Genomic DNA, 16,192 nt, shown 5'->3' on the forward strand with positions numbered 1-16,192 from the left:
CTGGACTTGGGGTGAGGCTGGCGGCGCAGGACGGGGAGGAGTCAGCCCGGTGAAATCGCACAACCTTGCCATGACCACCGCAGCGGTGATTGGCCTGCTGGCGTCGGAAACGGCATGTGCGCAGGTTGAGGTCGATGTCCGCAGTCCCGGCGAGGCGTTTAACATTGCCTTCGATCGGGGCGACATTGCGGCAGCGCTCAAGGAGATCGAGCCTGCCGCACGCGGATGTGTCGGTGAGGCGGGCGGTGCCGAGGCGACCGTGGCGGGGATGCGCCCGTGCGTTACACTGCTCACATATTATGCACTGACGCTGAGTAGCGCAGGCCAGACCGAAAAGGCGATCGCGGTGGCTCAAACGGCGGTGGCGGTCGCAGCCGATTTTGGCGCCGATAGTGACATTGCCATATTCGCCAATCTGGCGCTCGGCCTCACGCTTGAGCAGCAGGGGCGGCATGCGCAGGCTGAACAACCGTTTCGCGTCGCACTGGAGGGGGCCGAAAAGACGCTGGGCGGTGCCGACCTCGCTGTTTATCTCGCGCGGCGCGGTTCCAACCTGACCATGCTTGCGCGCTTTGCCGATGCACTGCCGCTGATCGAGCGTGCGATCACGCTGGCTGGCGACGGCGTGGACGGGAATTTCTTCAGGTTGATGCATGGGCGTGCGCTGATCGGTGAGGGGCGCTTTGCGGAAGCTGAGGCGACGTTGCGAACGGGAGCTGCGCGTCTTGCCGTGCTGACCGGACCGCAATCGCCCGAAACCCTGTCGGTGCGCGAAACGCTCGCGCTGTGCCTCGAAGCGCAAAACCGGTCGGACGAAGCCATTCCGATCTATCGGGAAATTCTTGCGATCCGGCGAACGCAGGGAAGCAGCTCGGGGTTGGCCGACACGCTCTCGGGGCTGGGCGCGGCACTGCGGCGGGTTGGCGACATGCGCGAAGCCGAAACCGTGTTGCGCGAGGCACTGACAGTCCGCCTCGCCATCTTCGGAGAGCGCAGCACCTTCACGGCGCTAGCCTATGCCAATGTCGGCGCGGTGCTGATGGAGGTTGGCGACCTTGATGGCGCCGCCGCCATGCTCAACCGCGCGGTCGAAAGCTTTCGCGGCGCAGGCGCGTTCAATCCCGACGAGTATTTCGTGGTGATCAACAACCTTGCCACCGTTCTCCATCGTTCGGGTGCGTTCAAGGAGGCGTCCGACTTTCGGCGGCAACTGGTCGCCTATGCCGACCAGGCATTCGGGAGCGGGCATGCGCGGTCGGTGCTCGCCCGGCTCAACCTGGCGGCGGCATTGATGGCGCAAGGTGAACATGCCGAAACACGGCAGCTGCTTGAAGCTGCCTATCGCGCGGCGGGGGCGCTGGGTGGGGCGGGCGCACAATATCGCGCTCAGGCCGCGAGCGGATTGGGCGAACTCCACCGCGAGGGCGGTGACGGCGCCGAGGCCGAGCTCTGGTTCCGTCGCAGCGAGATGGAATCGCGTAGCGCGTTCCGGGCCGACCATGCGCAGCGCATCGGCATCCTGCGCGGCTATGGTCGCTTTCTGATTACCAGGGTCGGGGGATTGCCGCTGGCGCGCACATTGTTGAGCGAGGCCGGGCGGCAGGTACGCGTTCGAACCGGTGCCGGAACGGGCTTCGACAGTCAGGCGCAGCGTGACCTTTCGACGTTCTCGACAGTCTTCCGCGATCAGGTCCGCGCCGCCTGGAGCCTCGCGCAGCCCGCCCGCTGACCGCCTCCGTCTGATCCTGACCGTCGTTTTCACCTGAACGAACTGACAGGAATGCGGCGTCCTTAGTCAGTATCCGGATCTTCCATGCATCCCAACACATCCGCGAACTTGACCCGCCGCACGCTCGGCTGGTTTCTCGGCGCCGCGCTCTGCCTTGGCGTTGCGCTGCCGAGCACCGCGCGCGCCGCGGCAATGCCCGATCGACCAAAGGTCGCGGCGACCACAAAATCCGAAACCGCGATCGAACGCGCCATGAAGGCGGTGGTCGCCATCAGCCCGCAGGACGCGGCGGCGCGCAAGCAGAATGGCGATACCGAAGCGGCGGGCGGATCCGGATTTGTCATCCACGAATCCGGCATCATCCTCACCAACGCCCATGTCGTGGCCAAACTCGATACGGTGGAAGTCACCTTTGCCGATGGCAAACGCTATACCGGCAAGGTCATCGGGCGCGACGGGCGCACCGATCTTGCGGTCGTCAAGATCGAGGCCGAACAGCCGCTTCCCATACTCAAATTGGCGAAGTCGTCGCGGTTGCCGCTGGGGGCAAAGGTCTTTGCACTGGGCAATCCGATGGGTAACCGTTTCTCGGTTACTTCCGGGATCATAAGTGGTTATGACCGCGCCTATGACGTCGCATGGCCGGTGAACTTCATCCAGCATGATGCGGCGCTCAATCCTGGGAACAGTGGGGGGCCACTGATCACCGAGGAGGGGGAAGTGATCGGTATAAATACGGCAACGCCGCCTGAAACCATTTTCGACATCGGTATCGGCCTAGCGATTCCCGCCGAACTGGCGGCGAAGATCGCCGCCCAGCTGGTCGCCGATGGCAAGGTCGTGCGCGGCCGCCTCGGCGTCACCGCCAGCAGCGCCGACGCCGGCATGGCAGAGGCGCTGGGCGCGCCGGGCAAGTCCGGGCTGATCATCGATGCGGTCAGCGCCGATGCGGCGACGCGTGGCGGGCTCAAGATCGGCGACCTGTTGCTGAGCGTCGAAGGGCGCAAGCTCGAAGTCGTGCGTGACCTGTCGATGGCGCTGATCGACAGCAAGCCCGGTGACAAGGTGAAGGTTGAGATCGTTCGCGACGGCAAGACGATCGCGCTCGCGGTGGCGCTGGAGGCCGACGACGATCTGGCGGGTGAGCGTGGCAAGGCCGCGGCCCTGACGATGGACATGAGCGGCACCGCGGGCGGCGCCTATCATCTCGGCTTTGCGCTGCGCGGCGATGGCGGGCGGGTGCTGGTCGGCCAGGTGGAGGAGGCATCGATCGGACAGATGTACGGACTGTATGAAGGCGACGAGTTGCTGGCGGTCGATGGTGTCGCGCCGCGTGACGCGGCGGCGGCAATGGCCGCGATCAAGGGATCGAAGCGCGACGTGGCGGTGCTGCGGATTCAGCGCGCAGGGCAGGGGACGCTGCATGTCGCACTGCCCCTGACGGCTGAGGCCGCAAAGGCGCGGCGACCCGGCGTTCCGCGCCGCTTCCCGCGGGGGCCGCTATGACGGAGATGATGACGATGAACCTGTTGAAGCTCGACGCGGAAGCGGCGCAGAATATCGCTGACACCTTTGCCGGGTGCCGCGCGCTGATCCTGGAGGATGAGATCGGGCCGGAGATGAAGGCCGCACTGGAATCGGCGGGGTGCGAGAGCGTCGACCTGTTCGAAACCGGCGACGCCGCGCTCGAGGCGCTGGAAGTCAACGCCTATGACGTGCTGGTACTCGACCGGATCAATCCGGGGATTGAGGGGCTGGAGGTGCTCGATCGCGTGCGCCGCCGACCCAATGGCCTCAAGACCGATCCCGATGTCCCGGCCCTGGTCTATTCACTGCTGGGCGGTGAGGATCAGCGGATCCACGGCCTGATCGCGCGCGGGGCAGACGATTATGTGCCCAAGCCCGCGACGAGCGAAGAACTGGTCGCGCGCGTCGCCGCGCAACTGCGCCGCCGCAAGCCGACGATGCGGAGCAAGGGCTGGACCTGCGCGCCGCTGGAGGTCGATGCGGATACGAAGGACGTGCGCTGCAATGGGCGCCTGCTCCAGCTGACCAGCCGTGAGGCGGACATTCTGGTCGAGCTCTACAAGGAGCGCGGCAATCCGCTGAGCCAGTCGATGCTGTGGGACCGCTGCTGGATCGGCAAGGGGTGGAGCCACTTCCCCGAGGAGTTCGCCAACACGGTCGATCAGGCGATCAAGCGGCTGCGCAAGTCGCTGAAGCGGCAATGTCCGGACATTCCGGACGACTTCCATCCGCTGGTGACCAATATCTGGGCGCAGGGGTTTGCGCTGCGCAACCTGGCCGGCATGGAGGGTAGTCGCTAGCTCGCATGCTTCGCTGGCTTCCGCTTCGTACGACGTTGGTCATCGGCGCGCTTGCCGCCGTGGCGCTGGTCGGGCTGACGCTCGGCCTGCTCCAGATGGTGTCGATGAACGCGCGTGAAGTTGCGATGGTGCGCGCGCAGGCCGATGCTGCGGTGCTGTCGAGCAAGATCGACAGCCTTGCGCCCGGACTGTCCGCCGAGGAGCGCGATGCCGAAGTGCTGACCATGGTCGCGGCGCGCGCGACGGAGGCGACCGATGGCGGGCGCTGTGACAGCGGCGAGCGGGCACGGGCGCTGTTCCTCTATCGCAGCGCGGACGGCGCGCTTACGGGCACGCCGCAGCTCGACTGGCCGGCGGGGCGGGGTGCGGTGCGGTTGCGCGTCCCCGCGGGAACCGCGTGTCAGCGGGCGGATGCGACCGCAGTCGGGACGGTGGTCGATCTGGGCGGTGGCCGCGCGTTCCTGAGTGCGCGCGTGTTCAGCGCCGATCCGCGGCTCGTGACGCGCGCCTATCTGCTCGCGGCGGGGGTGGGCGTTGCGTTTCTGCTGCTTGCCGGGCTGCTCGCCTGGGCGTTGATGCGCGGATGGCGATCGCGGGTCGATGCGTTCAACGCGCTGCTCGACCGCGCCGACCGCACCGGCTTTTCCGAGCGTGCGCCGGTCGATGACGGTCAGCCCGAATTTCGCCTGCTCGCCCAGCATCTCAATGCGCTGCTTGCGCGGTCGGAGGATATGATCGGCGGGCTGCGACGGCTGCACCGCCATGTCGCGCATGATCTGCGCGGCCCGGTGATGGTCGCGCGCAAGCACCTCGAGGCGCTGGCAGTGAAGGTGCCCGAAGAGCCCCTGATCGCCGATGCCGATGCCAAGCTGCTGACGATGGACAAGCGCTGCCGCATGCTGCTCGGCATCATCGACGCCGAAGTGTCGCGGCGGCACGAGGCGGACAGCGTCGATCCCGGCGCGCGCATCCGCCAGCTGATCGACGACATGTTCGTCTATCTCGGCGACGACAAGGATCTGGAGTTCGCGCTGGAGGCGGTCGATGCGCGGGTGCGGGTCGCCGGCGATCTGTTCGATCGGATGGTCGAGAATATCCTGGGCAATGCGGTCAAGTTTGCCACCCCGGAATCCACAATCCACTGCAGCGTCGCGCGCAGCGACGACACGGTGACCGTCGCGGTCGAGAATGAAGGGCCGGGGATTGACCCCGGCAAGGTCGAGCGCATCTTTGAGCCGGGTTATTCGAGCGGCGGCGCGGACAGCCACGGGCTGGGGCTCGCCTTTGTCCGCACCGTCGCGCTGCGTGCGGGCGGCAATGTTCAGGCATTCAACCGCGCGGGCGGATTTCGGATCGAAATCACGCTGCCCGCGCAGGATGATGACACCGAGACTTACAGGGAAAGGGGACATGATGAGGTCTAGTTTTCACGGGCGTCTGCTCGCCGGGGTGGCGGCGATCGCAATGCTGGGTACGCCGCCGCTGGCGGTGAACGCGGCGGCGCAGACCGCGCCCTATGACAGCGAACGGGGCGTCTACAGCTATGCGCGTGACCTCAAGGCCGTCGCGCCGAGCGTGGTCAAGGTGATCGTGCTGGGTCAAAAACAGCAGGATGGAGAGCGCACGGCGTCGCGCGGCGAGCAGGGCGAGGACCCGTTCCGTGGTCAGACGACGTCGGCACAGGCGGGTCCGCAGGGCCAGGCACCGCAGGGCGCGCCCCAGCCGATCGGCAGCGGGTCGGGCGTGATCATCGATGCAGCGCGCGGCGAAATCCTGTCGAACAATCACGTCGTGGAGAAGGGGACCGCGTTCAAGGTCCAGCTCCATGACGGCCGCGTCGTCGATGCCGAAGTGGTCGGCCGCGATCCGCAGACGGATATTGCGCTGCTCCGCATCAAGGCAACCGGGCTGCGCGCGATCGAGGTCGGGGACAGCGGGAAGATCGAAGTCGGCGACCTTGCCTTTGCAATCGGCTATCCGTTCGGATTCGACCAGACGCTGACCATGGGCGTGATTTCCGGCCTTGGCCGGACCGGGATCGGCGATGGGTTGCAGGACTTCATCCAGACCGACGCCGCGGTGAACAGCGGCAATTCGGGCGGAGCGCTGATCGACAGCCGCGGGCGGCTGATCGGCATCAACACTGCGATCTGGTCCAAATCGGGCGACAATAGCGGCATCGCCTTTGCCGTGCCGATCAACATGGCGATGGCGGTTGCCGATCAGCTGCGTCGCAACGGCAGCGTCAAGCGCGGACGGATCGGCGTGACGGTCGGTCCGGTCACGCTCGAGGCGGCCGGCGGCGGATCGACGCGCGGTGCGCTGGTCGCCGAGGTCTCGCCCGACAGCCCCGCAGCGCGCGGCGGTCTGAAGTCCGGCGACATCATCACCTCCGCCGACGGGCGCGCGATCGAGGGGCCGGGCAATCTGACCGCGATTCTCGGCGTGCTCGAACCGGGCAAGACGATTGCGCTCGGCTATCGCCGGGGCGGTCAGACCGGCACGGCGCAGGTAACGGTTGAGGCACCGCGTCCGGTTCAGGTCACGCGGCCCGCTACAGGCGGTGCCGGGCTCGCGGCGCTGGGCGCGACGTTCCGCGATGTCAATGCGGGCGACAGGGTGCCGCAGCAGCTGCGCGGTGCCGTCGTGGCCAGCATCCAGCCCGGCTCGGCTGCCGCCCGATCGGGGCTGGCGGTCGGTGACATCGTCGTCGGCGTCAATGGCGAACAAGTGCAGAGCGCGGCAGAACTCGCCCGCGCCTTCCAGAACGTCGCCAGCGGCGCAATATTGTTTGTGGCGCGCGGGAACAGCCTGGTCCAGCTCAAGCTGGAACGATGAATAGGGTCGGCGCCGATCCAGTGTCGGCGCCAATCCTCAACTTGGGTAACGCGGGTCCGCGAGTCACGGTTTGTTTCGCGGTAAATACGTAAGGAGTCGCTGGCCTCGTGGCGGGGATTCGCCAAGAATCAGCGACTTCGCGCCAAGTTTGATATGGAAACGAAGACTGAAACTGTTAGTGTCGCCCGGGCGGGGGCCACATTAAAGACGAACCTGCCTGATCGAGGGATCAGTTCGCGAGGCCGGCTTGGGAGCAGGCCCGGAGAGTGAGGAGACGAAGGTAATGGTTACGCTCAACAAGAAGATGGCGATGGCACTGGTCGCAGCAAGCATGCTGGCTTCGCCGTCGATCGCGCAGGACAAGAAGGGCACGAATCTGAGCGAGAAGGAAGCTGCGGCGACCGACAGCTCCAAGGCAGTCGACACGCTCGCGCTCGGCTACCGCCTCGCCGACTATGCCCGCACCGCCAAGGATGCGCGCGCGATGATCGTTGCAGCCAAGATGGTTGATTCGGTCACCGTCAAGGAAGGCACCGACAAGGGCACGATCGAGGGCACTGGCAAGGGCACCGGCACCGCCAAGGTGACCACCGCCGCCGATCTGTTCGCCGAGGCGAAGACGCTCGCCGCTGGCGATGCGGACATCATCGCGGCGATCGAAGCGGCGCAGGCCGAAGCGTCGCGCGGTGCCGTCGGCAACCCGCTGCGCATCGTTCAGTATGTCCCGGGCAACACCACCTGGACCGTCCGCTTCGCCGCGCGTGGCGGTGAGCCGCTGGTCGTCGGCGTTCGTCGTGACTCTTCGACCCCGCTGGGTCTGAAGATCTTCGACGAGAACGGCAATCTGGTGTGCCAGGACATGTCGGGCAACGTGACGCTGTACTGCCGCGTCAACCCGATCTGGACCGGCCCGTTCTCGGTTCAGGCGATCAACTATGGTGGCTACGGCACTGGCGTCGCGCTGGTGACCAACTAAGCCGAAAGACTGGCCGCCCCGGAGCAGATCGCTTCGGGGCGGCGGTTTTTCCGGCCAGAGCTAATCGGCCGGATCGCCGCGCCAAGGCGTGGCCCGCACCGCAGGGGAGAGACCCGGCATGAAGCGCGCCCTTTCACGAACACTGGCATTGCCACTGGTTGCGGCCCTGCTGTCCGCCCAGACCACGCCCGACATCAAGATCGAACCGGTCCCGTCGCCTGATGTGCTGCGGTCGGAGGCGTTTGAGGCGGCGCAATATGCCCAGATTTCCGGCGCCGCAGCGGCGCTCGACCGCACCACCGCGCGCTTTGCCGCTGGCGGTGGCCCGCTGGCCGTGTTGGAGCAGGAGCGCGACAAGAAGCTCGCCGAGATCGAGGCGGTGGATCGCCAGTTCAGCGCGCTGATCGAACGCGGCGCACAGGTGCCCGAGCAGGAACGCCGCGCGCTGACCGAGCGCCGCGCCGCGCTGCGGGCAGAGGTCGACGCGATCGAAGCAAAGATCGCCAAGGATTTCCCGCAATATTTCGACCTGACGCGCCCCAAGGCGCTCGATATCGCCGCAGTCCAGAAACTGCTCAACCCCGATGAGGCGATGGTCGTCATCCTGGTATCGGACGACGCCAGCTACACCTGGGCCGTGACGCGCGAGGGTTCGACCTGGTCGCGTTCGGAGGCGATGAAACAGGATGCGCTCGCCGCCAAGGTCAACACGTTGCGCGCCAGCATGGAAGTGGACGGCGCACGCGGATCGGGGCGCCAGCCCCCGCCCAAGCCTGGTCCCGAAGCCGCTGCACCGCAGGGCAAGACGTTCGACCGCAAGCTCGCGCATGAGATCTACAAGGAGCTGATCGCGCCGGTTGAGGGTGTGCTGAAGGGCAAGCAGGTGTTGTTGACCAATGTCAGCGGGCCGCTCACTTCGCTGCCGCTCGCGCTGCTCCTGACCGCACCGCCACAGGGGTCGGATACCGACCCGGCGGCGGTGGCGACCAGCCCGTGGCTGATCGACAAGTACGCGCTGGCCGAGCTTCCCTCGGTATCGGCGCTGCGCTCGCTGCGCTGCTTGCTGATCGAAAAGCCCACCGATGCGCATCCGGGCTGCGACACGAAATCGGGCTCGACCAGCTATGCGCAGGTGCGCAGCGGCGGGGTCGCGCTGGCTGCTTACGGCGCGCCGACACTAACGGGCATCTATACGCCCGAGGCCAGCAGCGGCACGGCGCCCGGCCTTGCCGGGCAGATGTACAAGGGCAAGCTCGCCGACCCCGAAAAGTTGCGCGCGCTTGCCTATCTGCCTCAGGCCAAGGCGGAGCTGGAAAGCCTGCAAAAGTCGTTTGGCGGGCAATCGAGCGTTGTGATCGGCGACGCGGCAACCGAAACTGCGGTGAAGGCCAGCAAGGCCCTGCCTGCGGCGCGGTTCGTGGTGTTTTCGACCCATGGCCTGCTGGCGACCGAAGTGGGCGACAATGCCGAGCCGGGGCTGGTGTTCACCCCGCCCAAACAGGCGAGCGAGCTGGACGACGGGCTGCTGACCGCGTCCGAAGTGTCGCAGCTGAAGATCCCCGCCGATCTCGTCGTGCTGTCTGCATGCAATACTGCGGCGGGCGACGGGAAGAGCGCCGACGGACTGTCGGGGCTGGCCAAGTCGTTCCTGTTCGCCGGCGCCCGCTCGCTGCTGGTGAGCCACTGGGCGGTCAGCGACGCCGCGACCTCGCTGTTGATGCAAGAGACCTTCGGGAACATCCAGAAGGGCGACGTTGCGGGTCGTGCGCGCGCGCTGCAGGCGGCGATGAAGACGGTGCGCAGCGAAGGCACCGGCCAGTTCGTCAGCCCGAAATATTGGGCGGCGTTCACGCTGGTCGGCGAACCGGGCAAGTGAGGTGGGCGGTCGGCGCTTCCGGGACACTCTGTTAACGCGGCCACGGCTGCGTCTGTCAGAGACTGTCCGTCGCGTCGGCGCGATGCGACAGGCACAGTACGCGCTGTTCGAACCAGCAGGAAACCGGTGTTCCCGATGCGCGTGATGCTTCCCTTTGCCCTTGCTTTAGCCGCACTGCCCGTCGCCGCTGCGCCCATGCCGCATGACGGCCATGACGCGGTGTCGGCGCCCGATGCCGTGATCGAGCGGGCCGAGCTGGTGCGCGACCTGATCGCGCGGGCGCGGGCCGATCGCGATGTTATGATGATGATCGTCGCCGCGCGGATGCTGGCGACCGGGGACTTCGTGCTGGTGCGCGCGGAAAATGCGCCGATGGTGCTGGGACGCGCGCGCACGGAAGACGAGCTGCCCGTCACCGCGCCGTCGGCCTTGCTGATCGAGGCGCGCGGCTGGGCCGGCGGCGATGCCGACAAGCTTGCCGAGATTGAGGAGGCGCTGGCCGAGGCGAGCCGGGGCATCCTGCCCTCCGCGATCGTCTATACCCATGACCTGCCTGCTGACCGCGCGCTGACGATGCGGGCGCGGGCCGAGGGGGGGCGACTGGCGCTGGTCCGCGTGCGCGGGGATGGCGATGCGGCGCTGGAGCTGGCGGTCACGGATGCCAATGGGCGGGTCGCCTGCACCGATCGCCCCGCTGCGACATCGGGGATTGCGCGCCGCGACCTGCTGTGTCGCTGGACCCCCGGACGGACCGAGGAATATCGCATCACGTTGACGAACAAGGGCCGCGTCTGGACGCGCGCCATATTGGTGTCGAATTAATAGTGGGGGACGGACGATGTTGAGGCAGATCATGCTTGCGCTGGGGGCTCTGGGGCTGGTCGCTGCATCCATGCCCGCCGCGCCCACGCCCGTGCCCGCGCCCGAGCCAAAGGGCCGCATCCGCGCGGTGATCGTCGGTGTCGTCAACTACAAGGAGGGGATCGCGTCGCCGATGATCGGCGCGTTCAACGATTCGGTGCTGATTGCCGAGACGCTGATCCGCGAAGGCGCGAAGGCGGAGGACGTGACGCTGTTGCTCGACCCGCCGACGCCGGAGCTGCTCGTAGCGCGCGGCAATCCGCGCATGCGCCAGACGCGGCTCAAGCCCGATGCCGTCGGCACCCGCGCCAACATCCTCGCCGCGATGAAGCGGATCGTCGACACGACCAAGCCGGGGGACGAAGTGCTGCTGGCCTTTTCCGGGCATGGGATGCAGCAGAATGAAGCGGTCGCCGGGTCCGAGCCCGACGGACTGGACGAAGTGTTCCTGCCCTATGACACCGGTCCTGCGAACGGATCGAACAAGATCGACAACGCGGTGACCGATGACGAGATCGGCGCGGTGATCGACGCGATCCGGGCCAAGGGCGGTAACGTCACGTACATCGCCGATTTCTGTCATTCGGGCGACTCGCAGCGCAGCGGCGAGACCCCCGATCCGGGCCTGCCGTCCGACAAGAAGCTTGGAATCAAGCTCAATCGCAAATTCTCAACCGTCAGCGACGGCAATTTCGTCCGCGACCTGGCGGTGGAAACGTCGAAGGGCAAGGCCGGCTGGGGTGCCTATGTCGGGCTGCTCGCGGTCCCGTCGGCGCAGCAGGCCAAGCAATATCAGGCGCCGCGCTATGCCGACCCGCTCGAACAGGCGGCACACGGTCTGCTGACCGTCTATGTCATGGCCAATTGGAACAATCCGCGCGTCTATTCCTATCGCGACCTTGCCAATCGCGTGACCGCGGGGATCGACGGGCACAAGGCGCCGCGGCCCGAATTCGACGGGGATCTCGACCGGCCGGTGATGGGTGGCCTCATGAAGACCGCGGTTGCCGCGCAGGGTGGAGGCAGCTGGGCGGTCTACAAGCCTGCGCGGGTCTTCACCGCCGACACCAAATCCACCGACCCGGTGAAGATCGACCAGCTGGAAATGGGCGCGGGGCAGCTTCAGGGGGTGATCGAGGGAACGATCATAGGGCTGGCGCTTGCGTCGCCCGCCGGGGACAAGACGATCCTCTATGGCCGGGTCGAGAAGGCCGATGCCTATAAGGCGATCCTGGTCCCGACCAGCTTTGGCGACATTCCGGCGGAGCGGTGGAATGACGTGCGCGACATCGACGGCAAGCCATTGTCGCGCGAGGTGCGGCTGGTCGCGACGATCGAGCAGCAGCCGGTCCAACTCGACTATCGCATCGCGCTGCCCGTCGCGCCCGCCAATCCCAGCACGGCGCAGGCTGCGGCGCTGGCGGCGCTCAAGGAGATCAAGCCCGCCGATATCGGCGCGAGTTTCGTCCAGCCGGGCGAAGCGGCAGACCTGATCCTCAGCTTCAGTGGCGACAAGCTCGCACTAACGCAGCCGCCGGGACAGGTGACCGCCGATTTCGGGTCAATCGACCTCGCCGCCGTGCTCGCGCAGGACAGCAGCAATCCGACGATCCGCGTGCGCTTCTCGATCGGCGGCGCGCTGGTCAAGGCGACACGGTTCAGCCGCCTCCAGCGCGTACTGGCCAGCCCGGCGCTGGCGAGCGGGCAACCAAGTGAGGACCCGGCGAAGAATGTCGCGGTCGAATTCTATGTCGGCCGGCCCAAGGCGCTGGCTGCGGGTGCAGCCTGTCCCGATACGACTGCCGACTATTATGCGGTGGCCAAGGATGCGCAGCGGGTCGGTGGCGACGGCAGCGAGGCGGGCGGTTTCCGTTTTCAGCGCTGCGACTGGCTGTTCATCAAGGTGACCAACACCGGCAAGACCGACCTGTACGTCAACCCGCTGATCTTCTCCCCCGATGGCGGCATCCTGTTGTTCGACGGGCAGGACGGGCGGTTCCAGATCAAGGCCGACAATCCGACCCGGCTGCGCGCGGGCGAGAGCGGCGTGCTGCAATATAGCCTGACCGACGCCAGCCCCGGCGGCGACCTGCGCGACGATCTGGTTCTGCTGGTCAGCGACGTCACCGATGGTGTGCCGCTGAGCTATGCGCGGCTCGCGCAATGCCCGGTGGTGCCGGGACCGGAGGATGGTGCCGCCTGTGCCACCGCCGCCGGGCCGACGCTCGCGGGAACGCGCATGCGCAACAATGGCGGCGTGGGCACGGGGATCGAGGACCTGATCGACTCGGCCTTGGTCGGATCGACCACGCGCAGCGGCCCCGCGAAGAAACCGACTGCGGTCTCGGCACTGCGGTTCAGCTGGCAGACCGAGCGTACCGACAGGCAATGATTGCACATGTCGGCTGAATAGGGCAGGCTCGCTGCATCACTGGACGGGGGGATGCAGTGGTGAGGGGGAGTTGGGTAGTCGTGGCGCTTGCGCCCGCACTGGTTGCGGTGCCTGCGGCCGCGCGTGACGTAGCGCCGAACGGACCGTCGACACCCGCCTCCGCCGCGACGATCTCGGTCGATGCGCGCGCGATGTTGATGGCAGAATCGGCAGTGCATGGCGGTGAGGCTCCTGCTGGTTTTCACGGCGCGTCGACGCTGCCCGGCCTCGAATTGCGCACGCTGTCCGTGCTTGTCCCGGCCGATGCTGCGCCGCTGGGGCGGGTCTATGGGCTGCCCAGCATTCCCGCGCCGCCCGCAGACTGGAACGTCCTGCTGCAACTGCCACGCAAGTCGCGACTCGACGCGGCTCCGATTGAGCGGATGTCGCTGGAAGGAACGGCGGATTACAGTCGTTCACGCACCTTTGGCTTGGACGCGCGCCTTGAGTTGTGCCTGGACGGGCGCGAGGATAGCGCGATGGTCCGGCTGGGCGGTCGTGTTGCCGGGTTGATCCGGACGCTGGAACGCCGCTGACGCAGGAATCGGGCGGACCGGTCACGGTGGAGATTGCGTCGACGGCTGTCGCATTGATGGCGTAGCGTCGCGCCCCGACGTCGATTTCGCTGGGTCCAATGCAATCTACCGTCGTGCCCGCTACTTCATGCGCAAGTCGAACGACATGGCGGACTGCGCCCGGCTGTACGATTCGCCGATCAAGCTATTGTTCAGGGCATCAGATCGGCCATTTTCTGCAATGATTATCGTCCGATATGACGCCATTTCTTAAAAAGTTACGCCGGAACGAAGTCAAAAATGGTGGATATGTGTGTTCAGCTATGTGCGACCCGAAATAATTGCCATAAATATCAAGCATACTGTTCCAGCTTGACTCACTGTCGAAGCTTATTATCCTTCGATCATAATAGTATAAATTTGCAGTATCATCCGATTCGGAAATGCGAGTCACGCACGCACGTGCCGCATCAAAACGGCTGCGCGATTTGAATGCCTGGATCGGAAGATCCAAAATATTTTGCAATATTGCAGATCGATATTGGTATATTGCGGCGACGCATTTGAATTCATATCCGAATAATGGCGATATCAGTTCGATACGAACATAATGTATCTGCATAATATGCAAAATTTGATTTAAGTTTCGTACGAAGGTCAAAACGGAGTCGCGCGGGGTTACTGACTGATATTGAGGCGTAATGGTCAATTCGATCTGATGGCTATCGCAAAGTTCAGTTCGGGTAATTGGACTTGGCCAAAAACGAGGGGCGGGAGGGCGATCGCGATGACTGACGACCTGATCCGTAACGCGCTCGAGACCATCGCCGGACTTGCAAATAGCTATCTTGAGAATCTTGATCGGCGCGGCGATGCGTGGATCAGCCTGACTAGTCTGGTGGATCACAACGGTACGTTGAACCAGGGCGCGCGCGACAAGATTGTGATGTGCGTTTACAACATCACCCGCGAAGTCACGATCAGCACGTATCAGCCGACTTTGTCCAGCGGACGCAAAGCGGATCCTTCCGCCGGCTTGGCGATCATCAGCCCGCCCTTGTACATCGATATCCATTTGATGTTCATGGCGAATTTTACCGAGAAAAATTACAGCGATGGACTTGCGGCACTGTCGCGGGTCATTTCCTACTTTCAGCAGACGCCTTGTTTCGATCCGTCGAATGCACCGATGCTGGATCCCGCGTTCGACAAGTTGACCCTGGAATTCGAAAATCTCAGCCCGGTCGACGTCAACTACGTCATGAGCATGCTCGGCACGCGCTATCTGCCCAGTGCCTTTTACAAATTACGGATGATCCCCTTTGCATCGACCGCGATGCAGGGCCGGACCTATGCGGTCGGGGGCACCGGCATGGTGGACGGCAAGGGATGAGCGGCGCGCGCGGCACCCCGCCCGGCCGCACCGCCGCACCGATGGCCGGCGCGCGTACCGGCTATATCACGCTGTTCGAGGTCCGCTTCGAACATGGCTATTACGATGCCAGCGGCGGGACCTGTCCCGACTTTCGCGTGGTGCCGACCCCGGCCTGCACGGCGCTGATGCGCCAGCTTGGAATGGTGTTCAAGGATCACGGGACCGGCTTTAGCGTGCTGGTGACACAGACGCGGGCCGCGGCGATGATCGCCTGGGTGCGCAGTCGCTATGCCGCCGGACCGCAGGGGCAGGGCTATTGGAGCTGGCTCAGCTTCCTGATGGTGCCGACCAATCCAGGATTTGTCGGCATTACCAACCTGCCGATCACCACCAATCCGATGGTGCAGAATGTGCACCTCGACAATCGCGCGGCAAGCGCGGTTGCGGGCCGGATGCTGCTCAACGGCGACGGCGGCGATGCGCTCTACCCCGTCACCGGCGCGCGCTGGTCAGTGCCGACGCCCGCTGGGCGCATTGCGGCCTTGCTCGACCTGTCGGGCGCGCCGGTCGCGGCGTGCACCAGCATCGGCGATGGCGTAACCCAGTTCGACCTCAGCACCCTTCCCTATGGCTGGTACAGCGTCGCGCTGACCGGCAAGACGGGGAAGCCCGTCGCCGCAAAAGGGGTCGCGACGACCCGGCTCTACGTGCCGCAAGATCCGCTGTCGCTGGTGCTGCTCGACCTGCTGTTGACCCAGCCGGTCGCAGGTGTCGGCGATGCAGCCGCATTTCCGATCCCGTCGATGGCAGCCCCGCCGATGAAGGCCACCGCTCCGACTCCGGCACAGATTCAGCCGGTGTCGCTGACGGTCTCCTTTCAGCCGCGCGCGACCTATTGGCGCTATTACATCGTCGCCCAGGGGCGCGGGCGCTTCGCCGACGATCTTGCGATCAACGGCGGCGCGGTCGCATTCAGCAAGACTGTCGCGGCGCTGCCCAACGGGGATCAGGCGGTGTTGTTCAGCGCTGCGACTCCCTTGCCGCTGCATCAACGCGCGCCGCAGCGTTTTGCGCTGAGCGGTCATCGCCAAGGGCCTAATGGCAGCCGCGACGCGATCAGTATCGCACGGCTGCCGACTGCGCCGGCAACCCCGGTCTGGCCACTCCCGTCGCCCCAGGAGGCGCTCAGCGGGAGCTCCGAAATCTATGTCTATGTCTGAAGAGAAGGCGTCTCACCGCCCCGCCGCGTATCCACGTCCAGCCG

12 protein-coding genes are annotated in these 16,192 nt (G+C 65.6%); all 12 read left to right on the forward strand.

Annotation, left to right across the window (positions count from 1 at the left end; genetic code table 11):
- Positions 1-49: 49 nt before the first annotated feature.
- The 12 genes from ACRYLO_RS18760 to ACRYLO_RS18815 all read left to right on the forward strand — a co-directional run bounded on the left by ACRYLO_RS18760 (position 50) and on the right by ACRYLO_RS18815 (position 16,148).
- Positions 50-1,729 carry a tetratricopeptide repeat protein gene (locus tag ACRYLO_RS18760; RefSeq protein ID WP_482661566.1) on the forward strand — a complete coding sequence of 560 codons (1,680 nt, stop codon included), beginning with the start codon at positions 50-52 and terminating at the stop codon, positions 1,727-1,729.
- A 108-nt stretch (positions 1,730-1,837) separates the two neighbouring features.
- Positions 1,838-3,235, forward strand: coding sequence for a trypsin-like peptidase domain-containing protein (locus ACRYLO_RS18765; protein ID WP_482661567.1), 1,398 nt, complete (start codon positions 1,838-1,840; stop codon positions 3,233-3,235).
- On the forward strand, positions 3,232-4,056 hold the full coding sequence (locus ACRYLO_RS18770; protein ID WP_482661568.1) for a response regulator transcription factor: 825 nt from the start codon (positions 3,232-3,234) through the stop codon (positions 4,054-4,056). Before ACRYLO_RS18765 ends, ACRYLO_RS18770 begins: the two co-directional genes overlap by 4 nt.
- A 5-nt stretch (positions 4,057-4,061) precedes the next feature.
- Complete coding sequence (locus ACRYLO_RS18775) at positions 4,062-5,480, forward strand: sensor histidine kinase (RefSeq protein WP_482661569.1); 1,419 nt, start codon at positions 4,062-4,064, stop codon at positions 5,478-5,480.
- On the forward strand, positions 5,470-6,894 hold the full coding sequence (locus tag ACRYLO_RS18780; RefSeq protein ID WP_482661570.1) for a trypsin-like peptidase domain-containing protein: 1,425 nt from the start codon (positions 5,470-5,472) through the stop codon (positions 6,892-6,894). The genes ACRYLO_RS18775 and ACRYLO_RS18780 overlap by 11 nt, the downstream gene beginning before the upstream one ends.
- 283 nt (positions 6,895-7,177) lie before the next feature.
- A complete protein-coding gene (locus ACRYLO_RS18785; RefSeq protein WP_482661571.1) occupies positions 7,178-7,870 on the forward strand; it encodes a hypothetical protein in 693 nt (230 codons plus the stop codon).
- A 118-nt stretch (positions 7,871-7,988) separates the two neighbouring features.
- Complete coding sequence (locus tag ACRYLO_RS18790) at positions 7,989-9,746, forward strand: CHAT domain-containing protein (RefSeq protein WP_482661572.1); 1,758 nt, start codon at positions 7,989-7,991, stop codon at positions 9,744-9,746.
- Positions 9,747-9,881: 135 nt separating this feature from the next.
- A complete protein-coding gene (locus ACRYLO_RS18795) occupies positions 9,882-10,568 on the forward strand; it encodes a hypothetical protein (RefSeq protein ID WP_482661573.1) in 687 nt (228 codons plus the stop codon).
- A gap of 70 nt (positions 10,569-10,638) precedes the next feature.
- A complete protein-coding gene (locus tag ACRYLO_RS18800) occupies positions 10,639-12,999 on the forward strand; it encodes a caspase family protein (RefSeq protein WP_482661574.1) in 2,361 nt (786 codons plus the stop codon).
- A gap of 80 nt (positions 13,000-13,079) precedes the next feature.
- Positions 13,080-13,574: a hypothetical protein gene (locus ACRYLO_RS18805; protein WP_482661575.1), complete on the forward strand. Its 495-nt coding sequence runs from the start codon at positions 13,080-13,082 to the stop codon at positions 13,572-13,574.
- A gap of 766 nt (positions 13,575-14,340) precedes the next feature.
- Complete coding sequence (locus ACRYLO_RS18810) at positions 14,341-14,946, forward strand: Pvc16 family protein (protein ID WP_482661576.1); 606 nt, start codon at positions 14,341-14,343, stop codon at positions 14,944-14,946.
- Positions 14,943-16,148, forward strand: coding sequence for a hypothetical protein (locus tag ACRYLO_RS18815; RefSeq protein WP_482661577.1), 1,206 nt, complete (start codon positions 14,943-14,945; stop codon positions 16,146-16,148). Before ACRYLO_RS18810 ends, ACRYLO_RS18815 begins: the two co-directional genes overlap by 4 nt.
- Positions 16,149-16,192 lie beyond the last annotated feature (44 nt).

Source organism: Sphingomonas sp. SDUR79, from assembly GCF_056821745.1.

What these genes read in the sequence shown, in the direction of transcription:
- ACRYLO_RS18770 (WP_482661568.1), top strand. Translation starts at nt 3,232, where the DNA reads ATGACGGAGATGATGACGATGAACCTGTTGAAGCTCGACGCGGAAGCG.
- ACRYLO_RS18775 (WP_482661569.1), top strand. Translation starts at nt 4,062, where the DNA reads ATGCTTCGCTGGCTTCCGCTTCGTACGACGTTGGTCATCGGCGCGCTT.
- ACRYLO_RS18780 (WP_482661570.1), top strand. Translation starts at nt 5,470, where the DNA reads ATGAGGTCTAGTTTTCACGGGCGTCTGCTCGCCGGGGTGGCGGCGATC.
- ACRYLO_RS18785 (WP_482661571.1), top strand. Translation starts at nt 7,178, where the DNA reads ATGGTTACGCTCAACAAGAAGATGGCGATGGCACTGGTCGCAGCAAGC.
- ACRYLO_RS18790 (WP_482661572.1), top strand. Translation starts at nt 7,989, where the DNA reads ATGAAGCGCGCCCTTTCACGAACACTGGCATTGCCACTGGTTGCGGCC.
- ACRYLO_RS18795 (WP_482661573.1), top strand. Translation starts at nt 9,882, where the DNA reads ATGCGCGTGATGCTTCCCTTTGCCCTTGCTTTAGCCGCACTGCCCGTC.
- ACRYLO_RS18800 (WP_482661574.1), top strand. Translation starts at nt 10,639, where the DNA reads ATGCCCGCCGCGCCCACGCCCGTGCCCGCGCCCGAGCCAAAGGGCCGC.
- ACRYLO_RS18810 (WP_482661576.1), top strand. Translation starts at nt 14,341, where the DNA reads ATGACTGACGACCTGATCCGTAACGCGCTCGAGACCATCGCCGGACTT.
- ACRYLO_RS18815 (WP_482661577.1), top strand. Translation starts at nt 14,943, where the DNA reads ATGAGCGGCGCGCGCGGCACCCCGCCCGGCCGCACCGCCGCACCGATG.